The organism is Micromonospora sp. HUAS YX12 (genome assembly GCF_040215685.1).
GTDB lineage: Bacteria > Actinomycetota > Actinomycetes > Mycobacteriales > Micromonosporaceae > Micromonospora > Micromonospora tulbaghiae.
This window is the reverse complement of record NZ_CP157974.1, coordinates 6,220,365-6,235,666: the sequence shown is the minus strand read 5'-3', so window position 1 is coordinate 6,235,666 and position 15,302 is coordinate 6,220,365. Positions and strand designations below refer to the sequence as shown.

Sequence of the window (15,302 nt, the reverse complement as noted above, 5' to 3'; positions counted from 1 at the left end):
GTCAGGAGTACCGTCCCGTGTCCTCATCCCTTCCGCCACTGCGCCGGGCGCTGGCCGGCGTCGCCGCGACAGCGTTGACCTCGCTGGTCGCGGTCGCCGCCACGGCGTCCCCGGCCGCCGCGGCGACCACCACCCTCTACGCGTCGCCCTCGGGCACCGGCAGCAGCTGCACGGCCAGCCAGCCATGTTCGCTGACCGCCGCCCAGGCCGCGGTGCGGTCGCAGAACAGCTCCATGTCCGGTGACATCGTCGTGGAGCTGGCCAACGGCACCTACCGACTCTCGTCGCCGATGCGGCTGACCGCTGCCGACTCGGGCACCAACGGCTACCAGGTGATCTGGCGGGCCGCCGCCTCCGCCCGGCCGACGATCACCGGGGCCCGGGCGGTCACCGGATGGTCGCTCGTCGACTCCGGGAAGAACATCTGGCGGGCCACCGTTCCCGCCGGACTCGACTCCCGCCAGCTCTACGTCAACGGCGCCGTCGCCACCCGGGCACGCACCGCGGTGAACCGCGCCGACTTCACCTTCACCACCAGCGGCATGCGGTTCAGCAACAGCGCGCTCAGCTACCTCAACAACCTCGGCAACCAGAACCGGGTCGAGGTGGAGAGCGTCGGCTCGTTCACCGACCGGTACTCGCCGGTGCAGAGCATCAGCGGCAACTTCCTGACCATGCAGCAGCCGGCCTGGAACAACAACACCTTCGGGTTCGACACCCTCTCCAGCCCGCACCGCGCCGGTCCCTTCTACCTCACCAACGCGTACGAGTTCCTCGACTCACCGGGGGAGTGGTACCTCAACCCGAGTAACGGTCAGCTCAACTACATCCCGCTCGCTGGGCAGACCATGAGTTCGGTCAGTGTCGAGCTGCCGCAGTTGCAGTCCCTGGTCAACGTCGGCGGCACCTACGACGCGCCCGCGCACCACATCTCGTTCAGCGGGATCACCTTCACCGGCACCAGCTGGCTCGGCCCCAGCAGCAGCAACGGCTTCGCCGACCAGCAGACCGGCGCGCACATCACCGGCACCTGGTCGCGTCCGTCCGACGCGTTGACCTCGTGCCAGGCCGGCTGCCCCCAGTTCGAGGCGACCCGGCCGAACTGGAACCAGATGCCCGCCGCCGTGCAGGTCTCGGCCGCCAACACCATCACCTTCAGCGACTCCCAGTTCGTCAACCTCGGGCAGACGGCGATCGGCATCGGCAACGACGCCAACGCCCACGCCAGCGGCGTCGGCCTGGGGGCCAGCAACATCACCGTGACCCGCTCCGAGATCGCCCGCAACTCCGCCGGGGGCATCGTCGTCGGCGGCGTACGCGCCGACGCCCACCACCCCAGCGACCAGCGGATGGTCAACCGCAACATCACGGTGAGCAACAACCGGGTGCACGATCTCGGCCTGGAGTACCGGGGTGTGGTCTCGATCCTGACCACCTACGTGAACACGGCACTGATCTCGCACAACGAGGTCTACAACATGCCGTACACCGGTCTGTCGGTCGGCTACGGCTGGGGCGCCAACGACGCGGGCGGCAGCCAGCACTACGCGAACCGGGGGCTCTACAACTACCAGCCGCGCTACACCACGGCGACCACCGCGGCCAACAACCAGGTCATCGGCAACTACGTGCACGACGTGATGCAGCAGATGACCGACGGGGGGTGCATCTACACGCTCTCGGCGAACCCCGGCGGCACCATCAACGAGAACTACTGCCTGCGTACCAACGGCTGGTTCGGGCTCTACTTCGACGAGGGGTCGCGCTACTACACCGCCCGCAACAACGTGTTCGCCTCCACCGGTACCTGGGCCACCGCCAACTACTGGTACGCGGAGAACATGGGCAACTTCACCGTCACCAACAACTGGGCGACCAACAACAGCACGAACGTGACCAACGGCGACCGCGGCAACGTGGTGAACGGCAACGTCACGGTCTCCGGAGGCAACTGGCCGTCCGGCGCGCAGACGGTGATCAACGCAGCCGGTGTGCAGAGCGGCGGTGGCACCAACCCGCAGAACGTGCAGATCGTCGGCGTCCAGTCGGGTCGCTGTGCCGAGATCGGTGGTTCGAGCACTACCAGCGGCACCCAGGCCCAGCTCTGGGACTGCATCAGCGGTGCCACCAACCAGCGGTGGACGCACACCGCCGGCCGGCAGCTCATGGTCTACGGCAGCAAGTGCCTGGACGCGTCCGGCCAGGGCACCAGCAACGGCACCCAGGTGGTGATCTGGGACTGCAACGGTCAGGCCAACCAGCAGTGGAACATCAACGCCAACGGCACCATCACCGGTGTGCAGTCGGGTCTCTGCCTGGACGCCAACGGCGCCGCGACGGCGAACGGGACGAAGTTGATCCTCTGGTCCTGCAACGGCGGCAGCAACCAGCAGTGGCAGGTGCGTAGCTGAGCCGGACGGCGTGTTGTCCACGGTCCGGGCTGGAGCGAATGCCGCAGCCCGGACCGGAGCGGCGCGGTACACGCATCATGGCCTCTGGTCGGCGGTCAGGGCCGAAGATGGTGGGGAGCCCGCCGCTCGAATGCGATCGGCGGGCTCCCCACCATGTCATCCGCCGACCGGGTATGCCCTTATCACTGTCTGCTCCACCGCGTTGCCGTCCGCGTCGGTGGCGTTCGCCCGCAGCGACACGTGACCGGTCCGGCTGTGTGGCACCAACGCCAGCCAGCCTTCACCGTCCCGGCTGACCGGCACCGCGTGCCAGCTCCGGCCATCGTCGTACGAGGCGGCGACCGTCACCGTCACCACCGGCCGCCCGGCCACCCCGTCCTGCCGGTGCACCGACACCCGCACCGGTCGACGGTCACCGACCGACACGGTGTTGCGCAGGTCGACCGGTGCGTCGAGGAGCATTCCCAGCAACGGCAGTGGCTGCCGGGCCGATGCCGTACCGGACGACCGGAAGGTCCACGATCCGCTGACCATCGTGCTCGACCGCCAGATCGGCGAGTTGTGTGTCGCCGAGGCGGTGAGCCGGTACGTCGCCGCTCCGGCCGGTACGGCGAACTGCGCCCGGCCCGGCTCGGCGACGGTGCCGAGAAGCTTGCCGTTCCGGTACAGGCTGGTGCTGCCCGTGGTGCCGTCACCGAACGCGTCGGTGGGTTTCGGATGGCCGCTGGCGTCGGTGAACATCGGCAACGTCACGTCGAGCACGTCCCCCTGCCGGCTCACCCACGGCTTTCCGGCGTTGCCCACGCTCGGCCCGGTCAACGCCGGCCCCACCACCGCCCTGTCCCAACTGGTCGCCGGGTTGGCCCCCGCCCGCAGCCTCAGCTCCGTCCTCGCTTCCGCCGGCGAGATGTTGTTTCCGAGGGAGATCTGCCAGCTGCCCGGCGTGTAGTACTCGGTACGTCGCAGTGGCGCGAACACCGGCCTCGACGTCAACAGCCCGTAGTGGTCGTCGCCGAGCCGGAGCCTCGCGCGGACGTGCCGTACCCCCTCTCCCGCGTCGTGGTAGCTGGTCGGGACGGCGGCCAGTTCCCCGGTCGTCGGCCGGTACGCCAGGTCCGACGGAACCCCGCCCCGAACCTGGTAGCCGAGCTGGTAACGGTACGGACTGACCGGCTGCCCGGCCACGGTCGCGGTGAGTGTCCCCGCACCGGCGAGTTCGACGAATCGGTCGAGCCCCGGGTGTCCCGGTCCCGAACTGATGGTCGGCAGGGCGAGTGGCTCGCCCGCCCAACCGAACTGCCCGGTCGCCATCAACACCATCCGGGCGCCCCGCCGCTGAAGCTGCCGTACCACCGGGGCCAGCGCGAACGGTTCCGCCTCGTCATCCGACGAGGTGAGCACGACGAGCGCGTCTGCCACGTCCACGTCGGGCAGCTCGCCGGCCGGACCGACCACGAGCCGGACGACCGGAAGCCGTGTGGTCCCCTCGAATGGTGGTATCGGTCCGGGCTTCCAGAGCCAGCCGGCCCGGACCGGGAACCGTTCCGGTGCGGTCGCCGACAGTTCCAGCATCGGCCGCTCCAGAACCGCCATGTCGGTGAGGCTGAACTCCTCCGCGCTCACCCCGGGTGCGCTGCCCACCAGCACCTCGCCGAAGCCCGGTTCGAAGATGCTCCCCATGCTGGTCTTGATCGGGTCGCCGGACCACCGTCCGCTGATGACGACCTCCCGCAGCCCCTCGGTCGCCGCCGGCTCGTCGGCCACGCCCAGCGGTGCGGCCCGGGCCCACCGGGCGTCCACGGTCACTGTGGTGTCGTCGGCCAGCGTCAGACCCGGATAACCGAGAACGGCTCTCCGGAGCCCGCCGTTCGGTGGTGGCGGCAGATCGAGGCTGGACAGCAGGGCGTACCGTCCGGCGGGCACCGACACCGAACCCGATCCCCACACGAAGTCCCGGAAACCGGCGTTCTGGGCGTCGATGCCGACCACCATCGTGGTGCCGCTGTCGCTGGGCCGGCCCTGCTGGTCCAGCAATCGGACGGTCACCTCGTGCGTCTCGGCGGCCTGCCGCACCCCGACCGGGGTTCGCACGCTGGTCTCACCGGAGGTGGCGACCACGACCCCGCCGTACGTCCCGGCCCGCTGCTGCCCGGCGATCCGCACGGGAACGGAGGCACTACCCCGGGCCGGCACGGTGAGGGTCGTCGCGCCGAGCGTGGCCAGTCCCGGCGGGGCCGGCTGGCCGGCGGTGTCGGCCAGGCTCAGCGCCAGCCGCAGCGTGACCGGCGTCGACCCGTCGTTGCGGTAGGTCAGTTCCCGGGTGCCGCCCGGCGCCCCCCAGAGCAGATCCATGGCGAGGGACGCCACCTCGGCCCGCACCGGCTGGGTGACGGCCCGGGCCACGTCGATCCGGCCTGCGCCGACGTCGAAGACCCGGGACTCCCGAGCCGGCGCCGCGGCGCCGACCAAGGCCGCCTTGAGCTGCGTACCGGTCCACTCGGGGTGCCGCTGCGCGAGGATCGCCGCCGCCCCGGCAACGTGCGGTGCGGCCATCGACGTGCCGGAGAGCGGCACCCGGTCGGGGTCACCGGCGATCCCCGGGTACGCCCCGGTCGCCCGGGCGGCCAGGATCGCCTCACCCGGCGCGGCCAGCTCGGGTTTCGGTGCCCCGTCCCCGACCCGGGGTCCCCGGCTGGAGAACCCGCTGATCCTGTCGGCCGAGTCCACACTGGAGACGGCGAGCGCGGCGTCGGCGCTGGCCGGAGCGGACACCGGTGCGTACGCGCCGTTGTTGCCGGCGGCGGCTACGAACAGCGTGCCGTGTTCCGCGCTGAGCCGGTTCACCGCCTGGCTGACCGGGTCGGTACCGTCGCTCGGGGCCCCGCCGAGACTCAGGTTCACCACCTTCGCGCCGGCCGTGGTGACCGCCCACTCCATGCCGGCGAGAAGCCACTCCTCGGGTCCAGCACCGGAGTCGTCGAGGACCTTCCCCATCGCCAGTTTCGCATCAGGGGCGACCCCGCGATGTCGACCGCCGGCTCCCGAACCGGCGACGGTCGCCGCCACGTGGGTGCCGTGGCCGAACCGGTCCTCGACGCCGCCGGTGCCGGTGAAGTCCGCCGCCGCCGACACCCGTCCGGCCAGGTCCGGATGGTCGGTGTCGTACCCCGAGTCGAGGACCGCCACCGTGACACCCCGACCGGTGTACCCCGCCTGCCAGGCTGCGGGTGCGCCGATCTGCGGCACGCTCCGCTCCAGCGTCGCCCGGTAACGGGCGTTCAACCACACCTTCTCGACGCCACCCTGGATGCTTCGCGCCCCCGGGTTCGCCTGCCGGACCAGACCCGCCCAGAACCGGGCCGCCGATGCCTTCGGCTGGTCGTTCGCGGTCAGTTTCAGCCCCGGCAGCACCCGGCGGGCCCTCGTTCCGGCCAGCGGAGCCGCCCGCCGCGCCTGGCCGGTGTCGGCGTACTGGACGAGCAGTGGCAGCACCTGGCTGGCACTGTCGCCGTACCCCTGGGCCAGCAGGCCGGTGACGTCGAACAGGCGCTCGTCGAGCAGGTCCGACCGGAGCAGGGGTACGGCGTCGGTGGGGACCACGTACCAGGCGCCGTCACGCTGGTAGCGGGCGTACGAGACGGGCCGGACCGGACGGGTCGCGTCCTGCCCGGTTGCCGGCTGGACAGAGGGTTCACCGTCCGCATCGAGCCGGACCACGTCCCCGGTGATCAGGGTCACCGTGCCGACGGCCCTCGACCCGGTGAGTCCGATACCGGCCGTCCTGCCGTCGCCGGTTGCCCCCGCCGATCCAGGGGAAGGCGCCCCGGCCGCCCCGTACGTCGGTACGACCGCGAGGAGCGCGGCCACGGACAGTCCGACACCCAGCAGTCTCCGTCCGCTGCCGGCCCAGCACCGGCTCTTCCCGGCGCTCATCGGACCTCACCGACCTTGTCGACGATCGTGAACGTGACCACGTGCGCCGAACGTAGGGTGCCGGCAGTTGTGCCGTTCGCCGTCCGGATCTGCACCGTGCGGAAGCCGAGAAGCTCGCGACCGGCGGTGTCGAAGACCAGTTCCTCCCGCTCGGTCTCGTCCCCGGTTGCCTCACCGTCACGGCCGATCGCGACGCCCTGCCGACCACCCAGCTCGACCCGGCCGCCGACCCGCTCGATTCCGGGGATCAGCGCGACCGCTTGGTAGAGGGCGGCCCGCAGCGCCGGTGGCATGATCGGGGCGGCATCCCTGAGCAGGTCCAGAATCGCGGTGAAGACCTGCTGGTCGGGGGAGTGCTTGCTGCCCTGGCGGCTGACGGCCTGTCGCAGTGCGCCCAGTAGCCGGGCCGGGTCGGTTGGCAGGCCCGCCAGGTACGCCGGGGTCGGCCGGTACAGATCGCCCGGCTCCCGGGTCTCCCAGCAGTTCGTGCAGCCGGCAGGCGGTTCATCACCGGGCGCCGGTCCGTACTCCTCGACCTTCGGCGGAGCGGTCAGGTCGTACCCGAGTTCGGGGGCCGCCTCGGCGTCCGCCCGGGTCAGCGGGGTACGACTGACCCCTTCGGTGATGCGGGTCCGTGCCGGATGCAGGCCCTCGACGGTGTACCACATCTCGTGCCGGCGGACCTGCCAGATCCTGGCCACCGGCCCGCCCCCCTCGGCGTCGCCGGCTACGTACAGGGATCCCTCGTCGATCACCCGGTAGATGAACTGCCCCGGCCGAGTTTGTGCGGCCGGGTCGAGCCGGGCGTTCGCGGCGGCCAGCCGCAGCACCGTCCCGGCGCTGTCGCCGTCGCCGATCGGGACCGTGGCCGAACGGCTCTCCACCCCATCCCCCGTGGGGTTGCCGGGAACCGTCGCCGGGCCGAGGACCGCCGGCGCGACCAGTGCGGCGGCAACCGCGCCCGAGATCCCGAGCCCGCCCAACGACCAGCGCCACCACCGGGTCCCGGCCCGGTCACTCCGTCCCGCCGGCCGGGTACGCCCCGACCACCACGACGCCGCGCGGCGGCGACGCCGGGGCTTCGCCAGGTCGCTCGCCCGGCTGGTCGCGGAATCGGCTCGCACCTGTGCCAGTAGGACCGCCCGGGCCCGCGCCGTCGTCTCGGCGGACGGTGCCGGGGCCGTCCCCAGTACCTCGCGGATCATGCGCATGTCTTCCATCAGAGGTTCCCCGGGTCTCGATCGTGGCTGGTCGGATCGGTGTCGCCGAGTGCCTTGCGCACCTTGCGGCGTGCCCGGTTGAGCCGGGAGCAGACCGTGCCGTACGGAATCTCCAGGGCTACCGCGACCTCGTGGTAGCTGAGTTCGCCGAGCGCGACGAGCAGGAGTACGTCACGGTCCCGGGCCGAGAGCGAGGCCAGTGCCCTGCCCAGGTCACGCTGCACGCTCTGCGCGCTGACCATCGCGGTTATCCGCTCGTCGTGATCGACGACGGACTGGTCCCGCGGCGCCCGGGCGAGTGCCCGGTAGCGGCGCTGCTCGTTACGCCGCTGGCGGCGGACCAGGTTCGTGGCGATGCCGTAGAGCCACGCCCGGACATGTCCGCCCGCTCCGATGCCGGTCTCGCCGGCATGGTCGGCCGAGGCACTGCCGTCGGCGGGCTCCCCGCTGTCGAAAACGGCCCGTTTGCGGAAGGCGACCAGGAAGGTCTCGGCTGCCACGTCGTCGGCGGCGACCTGATCGAGCCGGTTCGCGGCGAACCGGTGGATTTCAGGGTAGTAACGGTCGAAGATCACACCGAACAGCTCCGGCTCGCCGCGCGACCGTCTGATCAGGACGACGTCGGCGACCGCACCGACGTCGTCGGGCGGGCCGGTGCCGGCGGGGGACTCGGGATCGACCGCACACACGAGTGGCGCGGTCACGAGAAAGGTCCGATCATGGATGCCTGTCCTCCAGGGAGCGTCGTGGAGCCGATACCTCTCTACGCCCGACCGACGTTCTTCCCTTCACGCCCCGACGGACGGCATCCCGTGATGCTCACGAATGCGGCTCGCGGGTGAACGGCGGGTCAGCCGGAACGACGCACACCCGCATGCCGCCGAACGCACGCTCGTTCGTGCCGGACACCCTCTGAACGGCACCAACGCGAGGTGTCAGCGGAAGGCGTCGATGTTACGCGTGGCCCAGGCGGCGAAAGGGCGCGGTGGCCGGCCCAGGATGTCGGCCACGTCGGGACTGATCCGCTGCTCACGTTCGGTCGGCGCGCCGAGGATCGCCAGCGTGCCCTCGACCACCGGTGGCGGCATGAACCGCAGCATCTGTTCGCGGGCTTCGTCTGGCGTCTGGTCCACGAAGCCGATCGGCTCGCCGAGCGCGGCGGCGAGATCGGCGACCCGTTCGCGCGGCGTACTCAGGGCGGGGCCGGTCAGTTCATAGGTGCGGCCATCATGTGAGTGGTCGCGCAGGGCGGCGGCCGCCACCTCGGCGATGTCGGCCGGGTCGATCAGAGGCAGGCCGACGTCGCCGAACGGTGCGGCGACCATCCGGTTGCCCCGGACCGGTTCAGCCCAGGCGAGGGCGTTGGAGGCGAAGCCGCCGGGGCGCAGGATCGTCCAGCCGAGGCCGGAGTGACGGACGAGGTCCTCGGTGGCGCGCAGTGGCGCATGCGACGGCGAATCCGGCCGGGTGCCGGCCCCTTGCGAGGACTGCAGCACGATGCGCTTCACGCCACCGGCCACGGCGACCCGCAGGATTTCGCGCATGTCGAGATGAGCTCCGGCGCCTTCCACGAGCAGGAACAGCGCGTCGGCGCCGGCGAGCGCCGGGCGAAGGCTCTCCGGCTGCTCAAGGTCCGCGCGGTGGTGGCGAACCCCGTCCGGTACGGCGAGCGGGCGTCGTCCCCGGGACACCGCCGTCACGGCTTCACCCGACGCCGCGAGAATTGACGAGAGCGCACGGCCGACGTTCCCGGTGGCTCCTACCACGACAAACATGTCTGCATCTCCAGTCCGACCGTGTCGTTCGCACGGCTGAAAGGAGACGCTAGTAGTGTCGGCATAGTCGGTACCTAGAGGATAGCAATGCGTTTGTGACGGAGGGCACGTGAAGCAGTCGGCAGATCCCGAGCTGGCATGTCCGGTCGCGCCGGTCGTCGACATCGTGTTCAGTCGATGGACCACACCCATCCTGTGGGCTCTGCACGAATATGGCCGGCAGCGCTTTGTAGAGCTTCAGCGCCGGCTGACCAGCATCACGCCGAAGGTGCTCACGCAGCGGCTTCGGCAACTCGAACGCGACGGGCTCGTGGCGCGCACCTACCACGCCGAGATGCCTCCTCGAGTCGAGTACGAGATCACCGAGTTGGGCGCCAGCCTCGGCCCGCTCTTCGCGCACCTGACCACCTGGGCCGATGCCCACCTCGCAGAGGTGGAGCGAGCGCGGCGCTCCTATGACGTCGGGCGATGAGCCCACATCGAGCCCAGACATTTAGAGGCTCGGATCACATTGATGATCCGGGCCTCTCTCCCTTCCTGAGTCACCAACTGACTGACCATCGGTCCGCAGGTCCGAAGATCGCATCCGTGATCCGTGCCCCGCCGAGGGGTACCGGCCGAAGCGGTGCCGGTAGACCTTCTCGGTCACCGTGGTCCCGGCGCGGCCGCACAAGTCAGCGATGGCCTCCAGCGGAACGCCGTTGTCGCAGAGCAGCGACACGAAGCTGTGCCGCAGGTCGCGTGGCGTCCAGCCAGCCGGGTCGAGGCCCGCCGGGGTGACGACTCGGCGGAAGGCCCGGCGGGCTCTGGTCCCCGCCAGCGCTACCTTCATCAACGGCCAACTGGTCGAGAGTTCAACCGGCGTGGACGCATAGCCCACCCGACGAGCCCAGGGAGCGACAAGCATGACCATCATCGACAAGATCGCGTGGATCCGCCTTGAGGATGGCGCCATCCTCAGCTCCCGATCACGCGGCAAGGACGTCTACTACATCCCGGGCGGCAAGCGAGAACCAGGCGAAGGCGACATCGACACCCTCGTCCGCGAGATCCAGGAAGAACTCAGCGTGACCATCGCCCCCGACACCGCCGAGCACGTCGGGACCTTCCACGCCCAAGCCCATGGTCACCCGGACGGGACGATGGTCCGCATGACCTGCTACACCGCCGACTACCAAGGCGTCCTGCAGCCCAACAACGAGATCGAGGAGATGGTCTGGCTCACCCACGCCGACCGCCACCGTGTCTCCCCAGTCGACCAGATCATCTTCGATCACCTACACGAGACCGCGCGCATGCGCTGAGACGAGGTCAGTACCCGTCCACAGCCAACTGACGATTCCTCCCACGTCGAAGCGAACCGCTACGCAGGATGGAGAAGGGGCTCCTTGAACGGGCACATCTCGTCACGACAACGTACGTGCTCTGCGCTTCCGTTGACGCGGTTACCGAGTCGGACATTGCCGGCCCCGGCGTTTCGGCGGCGGGTTGAAGGAGGCGCGAACGGGCGGCGCGCGTGGCGGCAGGTCAGTCGGCAGGTTCGTTCATGGTGAGGCCGGCAACCTGGAGCACGTCTCGGCCCACCCAGCCTCCTGCTAGTGGGAAGACTGATCCTTCGCGCAGCGCGCTCTCGAGCGAGCCGGCCCATAGATGCTCGATGAGAAGGATGATGGCGTTGGTGCCCTCCGGGACGCTGACCTTGAGATCAGGGATGGCCGTGCCCTGCACGAGGAAACCGGTGGAATCTGTCGTGTAGGTGCTGAGCACCCGGCTGGCCCCGGCCGACCGCAGCAATCCCCGGATGAGTTCCCCATCCCAGTCTTCGATCTCCTCGATCGGATGTTCGGTCATGGTGCGATTCATGGCCTTGCTGATGGCATAGACATCAAGCAGCCTGACGGCGTCACTCGACCGGAGCAGGTTGATCTGATGAACTATCTCTTTCGGCAGTTCCGCCTGCTTATAACCGAGGGCGAGGATTTGCACGGCACCGATCACGACTTACCCCCCCAGCCAGGAACGGACGCCGTCGTCCGCCATCGCCCGCGCGTACCCGTGCCGCTGCCTCACAAACGGCGCGGCGGCTCCCAGACCGTTGTCCGGCCCGGCCGGCTGCCGTACGCTCGGTGCCGGCTCGCCCTCACGATCCGTGAGGAGCAACCATGCCCTTGAACCGCCTGCTGACCCTCGGGGTCGGCGCCTGTACGGCGGTCGCGCTCAGCGTGCCGGTCGGCGCGGTCCCGGCCTCGGCGTCCCACCACCGCACCGGCGGCAGCCTGGTGCTCGTCGGCGGCGCGCTCGCCGACGACAACCGGGAGATCTACGACGACATCGTGCGGCTGGCCGGCGGCCCCGGCCGGGCCCGGATCGGCATCGTCACGGCCGGCGCCCCGGTGCCGGCCGAGGACCCCGACGCGGGCACGCCGGACTGCAACAACAGCGTCTGCAACGGCGACTACTACGCCGACCTGTTCCGGTCCTACGGGGTAACCGACGCGCAGTGGATCCCGATCGACCTGGACCACCCGGCCGCCGCCGACGACCCGGCGGTGGTGCGGCAGATCGAGTCGATGACCGGCTTCTTCTTCGGCGGCGGCGACCAGTACCGTTACGTCACCACCATGACCCGGGGGAAGGCGCAGCGGGACAGCGCGGCGCTGGCCGCCGTGCGGCGCAAGCTGCGCGATGGCGCGGTGGTCGCCGGCACCAGCGCCGGCGCGCAGATCATGGCCGGCCGCGACATGATCACCGGCGGCGCCACCGACCCGGGCCTGCGTGACGGCGCGAAGCCGGGCTACTTCGACGACCCGGACGTGCTCGGCTACCTGCCCCGGGGCGGGTTCGGGTTCTTCACCGCCGGGCTCGTCGACACCCACTTCTCCCGTCGCGGGCGGGAGGCGCGCTCGATCCGGCTCGCCTCGGACACCCGGCACACCCGGGTCTTCGGGCTGGACGAGAACACCGCGCTGGAGGTCACCGGCGTGGGTGGCCGCCGCACCTCGCTGCGGGTGCTCGGCCAGCGTGGGGTCAGCGTGCTCGACCTGCGCCGGGCCCGGGTGACCGACCAGGGTGGCGTGTGGGGGATCGAGGGCGTGCGGTGGAGCCGGCTCACCGCCGGCGACGTCTACCTCGCGCCCCGGTGGACGGTGGTGCCGGCCGCCGGCAAGCCGCGCCTGCGGCCGGCGGCGGGGCCGTGCACGGCGACCCCGTCGGAGGACGTCTTCTACGACTACGCCATGGTCGGGCTCGTGGAGGACGGGCTGGTGGCCCGCACCGGCTGTGTGGCCGTGGGCGGCGCGTCCTACGAGAAGGATCCGCAGTGGGCGGCCCGGCTCACCCGGGGCGCCGGGTTCGCGGCGTGGCGCGGTACGACGGCGACCACGTTCACCGGCGTGGTGATCGGCATCCGAGCCGCCTGACGTGGCGCGGCGGCGCCGGGCCGGGGTCCGGCGCCGCCGTCACGAGGTTGTAACAGAAGTTACGTATTGAGCAGTGACCGTAATGGATGTAACTTCTGTTTCATCAATTCGTGGCCCCTCGGAGGTGCCCATGTCCCCTTCCCGCAACCCTCGCCGGCTCGCCCTGACGGCGGCCGCCGCCGCGCTGCTCACCGTCGCCCCGATCGGCGTCACCGCCGCCCAGGCCCAGGTCACCCGGGTACGCCAGGGCAGCGCCGCCGACGCCACCCGGGCGAGCTGGTCCGGCCCGGCGTACACCATGAACGGCTCCGGCGGCATCGTCACCGCCAGCATGACGAAGGCGGTCGACGCCATCCGCGGCGGCACCGGCGCGATCGACGTGGTGGTGATCGCCGGCTCCGGCTCCGGCACCCCGGAGTGCGACGTGATCACCCCGTTGGCCGGCGTCAACTCGTGCACCACGCTCACCCTCACCGCCGCCGCCGACGGCAACAACAGTCAGGTCAACACCGACATCCGCAACGCCGAGTTCGTCTACTTCGCCGGGGGTGACCAGTGCCGCTACGTGGCCTGGAAGGGCACCGCGCTGGAGGCGTCGGTCGAGTCGGTGGTGGCCAAGGGCGGCGGGGTCGGCGGCGGCAGCGCCGGGCACCACGTGAACAGCGACGTGGTCTACGACGCCTGCACCGCCAGCGCCACCTCGTCGGGGGCGCTGGCCAACCCCTACGACCGGTCGTTGACGTTCACCACGGGCATGTTCCGCTGGCCGAACTACGCCGGCACGATCAACGACTCGCACTTCGTCACCCGCGACCGGATGGGACGGACCATGGCGTTCGTGGCCCGCGCGGTCAAGGACGGGCTGGTCACCGGCGGTAAGGCGTGGGGCGTCGGGGTCGAGGAGGGCGCCTCGCTCTTCGTCGACCGCGCCGGTCGGGCGACGCTCAGCGGCCCGAGCGCCTACGTCGTGCTCGGCGACCACCAGCCCGAGGTGGCCGTCTCCGGGCAGCCGCTGACCTACACCAACTTCAAGATCTGGAAGCTGACCAACGGGCAGAGCTACGACTTCGCCAACCGGCCCACCTGCGGGTACTACCTGCGCAGCGTGCGCGCCGGCGTGCCGGACGCCGGCCTCTACAGCGGCACGCCGGTCACCGACTGCTCGTCCACCCCGCCCCCGCCGGGCGGTTCCACCTTCGCCGAGGTGGAACCGAACGACTCCCGTACGGCCGCGAACGACATCTCCGGGCTGACCTTCCCGGCCACCGTGACCGGGGACATGAAGAGCGCCTCGGACCGGGACTACTTCTCCCTCATCCTCGTCAGTGGACAGACGCTGACCGTCGACTGCGCCGTGCCGTCGGCGTACGACGCCGACCTCTACCTGCTCAGCGCGAGCGGGAGCACGCTGACCCGCTCGGTGAACGACGGCGCCGGGGCGGACGAGTCGGTCACCCTGACCCGGACCGCGTCCGGCTCGGCCACCTACCACCTCGACCTGGAGGCGTACTCCGGCTCCGGCACGGCCGACTACGCCTGCGTGGTTACGAAGTCCTGACCGGCACCCCCGAAGGGTCCGCGGGCGGCGGCGCCCCGCCCGCGGACCCGCCGCCGTCGCCGGGAGCGGCGTGGCGGGCCGCTACGCTCTGCTCGTGTCGAACCCCGATGACGAGACCCAGGCCGTGGGGGTCGCGGCGCTGATCCGCCAGCGGCTCGGCGAGTGCAGCCCGGCCGAGCGCCGGGTGGCCCGTGCCCTGCTCGCCTCCTATCCGTCCGCCGGCCTGGGCACGGTCGCGGCACTGGCCGAGCGCGCCGAGGTGAGCGCGCCCACGGTGCTGCGCCTCCTGTCCCGGCTCGGCTTCGGCGGTTACCCGGAGTTCCAGCGGGCTCTGCGCGACGAGCTGGCCGAGCGGGAGACCTCGCCGCTGACCGCCTACCGGGCGACCGAGCGCAGCGGGGCGCCGCCGCGCGGGGCGCTGTCCCGGGCCGCCGCGGCGTTGCCGGAGGCGGTGGCCGGCACGTTGGCCGACCTTCCGCAGGGTGAGCTGGACGCGGCCGTGCGCCTCTTCGCCGACCAGCAGTACCGGGTCACCGCGGCCGGTGGCCGGTTCTCGGCGCTGTTCGCCAACTACCTGGTGCTGCACCTGATGCAGGTGCGCGGGAACAGCCGGCTGCTGCCCGCCGGCCCGGTGGAACGGGCCGACATGCTGGTGGACGTCGGCAAGCGGGACCTGGTCGTGCTCTTCGACTTCCGGCGGTACGAGGAGCCGACCCTGGCCCTGGCCCGGGAGGTGACCGGCCGGGGCGCCCGGGTGGTGCTGTTCACCGACCGGTGGCTCTCGCCGGTGGCCGGTCTGGCCGAGGTGGTGCTGCCCAGCCGGGTCGACTCGCCGTCGCCGTACGACAGCTTCGTGCCGACGCTGGCGCTGGTGGAGACGCTGGTCGCGGCACTGATCGACCGGCTCGGCCCGGTGGCCGGCGCCCGCCTCAAGGCGATGGAGGGAGCGCAGCAGGCGTTCGGCGCCCGCTGAAACGTGCGTTACG

Annotated in this window: 11 protein-coding genes and 1 pseudogene; 6 read left to right on the top strand and 6 right to left on the bottom strand. The window is 71.0% G+C overall.

Features of this window, described 5'->3' with window-relative positions; translation table 11 throughout:
* The first annotated feature begins 17 nt into the window (after positions 1-17).
* Entirely contained in the window at positions 18-2,411 is a 2,394-nt protein-coding gene (locus tag ABIH81_RS29565; RefSeq protein WP_349878145.1) for a ricin-type beta-trefoil lectin domain protein, read from the top strand.
* 156 nt (positions 2,412-2,567) lie between these two features.
* Here the strand turns inward: ABIH81_RS29565 and ABIH81_RS29560 are convergent, their stop codons facing one another.
* The 4 genes from ABIH81_RS29560 to ABIH81_RS29545 form a co-directional block, all read right to left on the bottom strand.
* Positions 2,568-6,149 (bottom strand): S8 family serine peptidase, encoded by a 3,582-nt coding sequence (locus ABIH81_RS29560; RefSeq protein WP_349878144.1) that lies wholly within the window; start codon positions 6,147-6,149, stop codon positions 2,568-2,570.
* Positions 6,150-6,340: 191 nt separating this feature from the next.
* Positions 6,341-7,468, bottom strand: coding sequence for a CU044_5270 family protein (locus tag ABIH81_RS29555; protein WP_349878143.1), 1,128 nt, complete (start codon positions 7,466-7,468; stop codon positions 6,341-6,343).
* 95 nt (positions 7,469-7,563) lie between these two features.
* Positions 7,564-8,268 carry an RNA polymerase sigma factor gene (locus tag ABIH81_RS29550; RefSeq protein ID WP_349878142.1) on the bottom strand — a complete coding sequence of 235 codons (705 nt, stop codon included), beginning with the start codon at positions 8,266-8,268 and terminating at the stop codon, positions 7,564-7,566.
* 231 nt (positions 8,269-8,499) lie between these two features.
* Positions 8,500-9,339, bottom strand: coding sequence for an NAD(P)H-binding protein (locus ABIH81_RS29545; protein ID WP_349878141.1), 840 nt, complete (start codon positions 9,337-9,339; stop codon positions 8,500-8,502).
* Between the two features lie 109 nt (positions 9,340-9,448).
* Between ABIH81_RS29545 and ABIH81_RS29540 the strand changes: the two genes are divergently transcribed.
* On the top strand, positions 9,449-9,811 hold the full coding sequence (locus tag ABIH81_RS29540; protein WP_349878140.1) for a helix-turn-helix domain-containing protein: 363 nt from the start codon (positions 9,449-9,451) through the stop codon (positions 9,809-9,811).
* A gap of 70 nt (positions 9,812-9,881) precedes the next feature.
* Here the strand turns inward: ABIH81_RS29540 and ABIH81_RS29535 are convergent.
* Positions 9,882-10,141: pseudogene (locus ABIH81_RS29535) on the bottom strand (tyrosine-type recombinase/integrase); the annotation flags it as partial.
* A 103-nt stretch (positions 10,142-10,244) separates the two neighbouring features.
* Between ABIH81_RS29535 and ABIH81_RS29530 the strand changes: the two are divergent.
* A complete protein-coding gene (locus tag ABIH81_RS29530; RefSeq protein WP_349878139.1) occupies positions 10,245-10,643 on the top strand; it encodes an NUDIX domain-containing protein in 399 nt (132 codons plus the stop codon).
* 223 nt (positions 10,644-10,866) lie between these two features.
* On the opposite strand, the gene ABIH81_RS29525 is transcribed toward ABIH81_RS29530, so the two are convergent.
* Complete coding sequence (locus ABIH81_RS29525; RefSeq protein WP_349878138.1) at positions 10,867-11,337, bottom strand: hypothetical protein; 471 nt, start codon at positions 11,335-11,337, stop codon at positions 10,867-10,869.
* Between the two features lie 164 nt (positions 11,338-11,501).
* Here ABIH81_RS29525 and ABIH81_RS29520 point away from each other — a divergent pair, with 164 nt between their 5' ends.
* From ABIH81_RS29520 to ABIH81_RS29510, 3 genes are all read left to right on the top strand, one after another.
* Positions 11,502-12,758: a cyanophycinase gene (locus ABIH81_RS29520; protein WP_349878137.1), complete on the top strand. Its 1,257-nt coding sequence runs from the start codon at positions 11,502-11,504 to the stop codon at positions 12,756-12,758.
* Between the two features lie 130 nt (positions 12,759-12,888).
* Positions 12,889-14,316, top strand: coding sequence for a hypothetical protein (locus ABIH81_RS29515; protein ID WP_349878136.1), 1,428 nt, complete (start codon positions 12,889-12,891; stop codon positions 14,314-14,316).
* A gap of 94 nt (positions 14,317-14,410) precedes the next feature.
* The gene (locus ABIH81_RS29510; protein ID WP_349878135.1) at positions 14,411-15,289 is read left to right on the top strand and encodes a MurR/RpiR family transcriptional regulator; all 879 of its coding nucleotides are present in this window, start codon (positions 14,411-14,413) and stop codon (positions 15,287-15,289) included.
* The last annotated feature ends 13 nt before the right edge of the window (positions 15,290-15,302 follow it).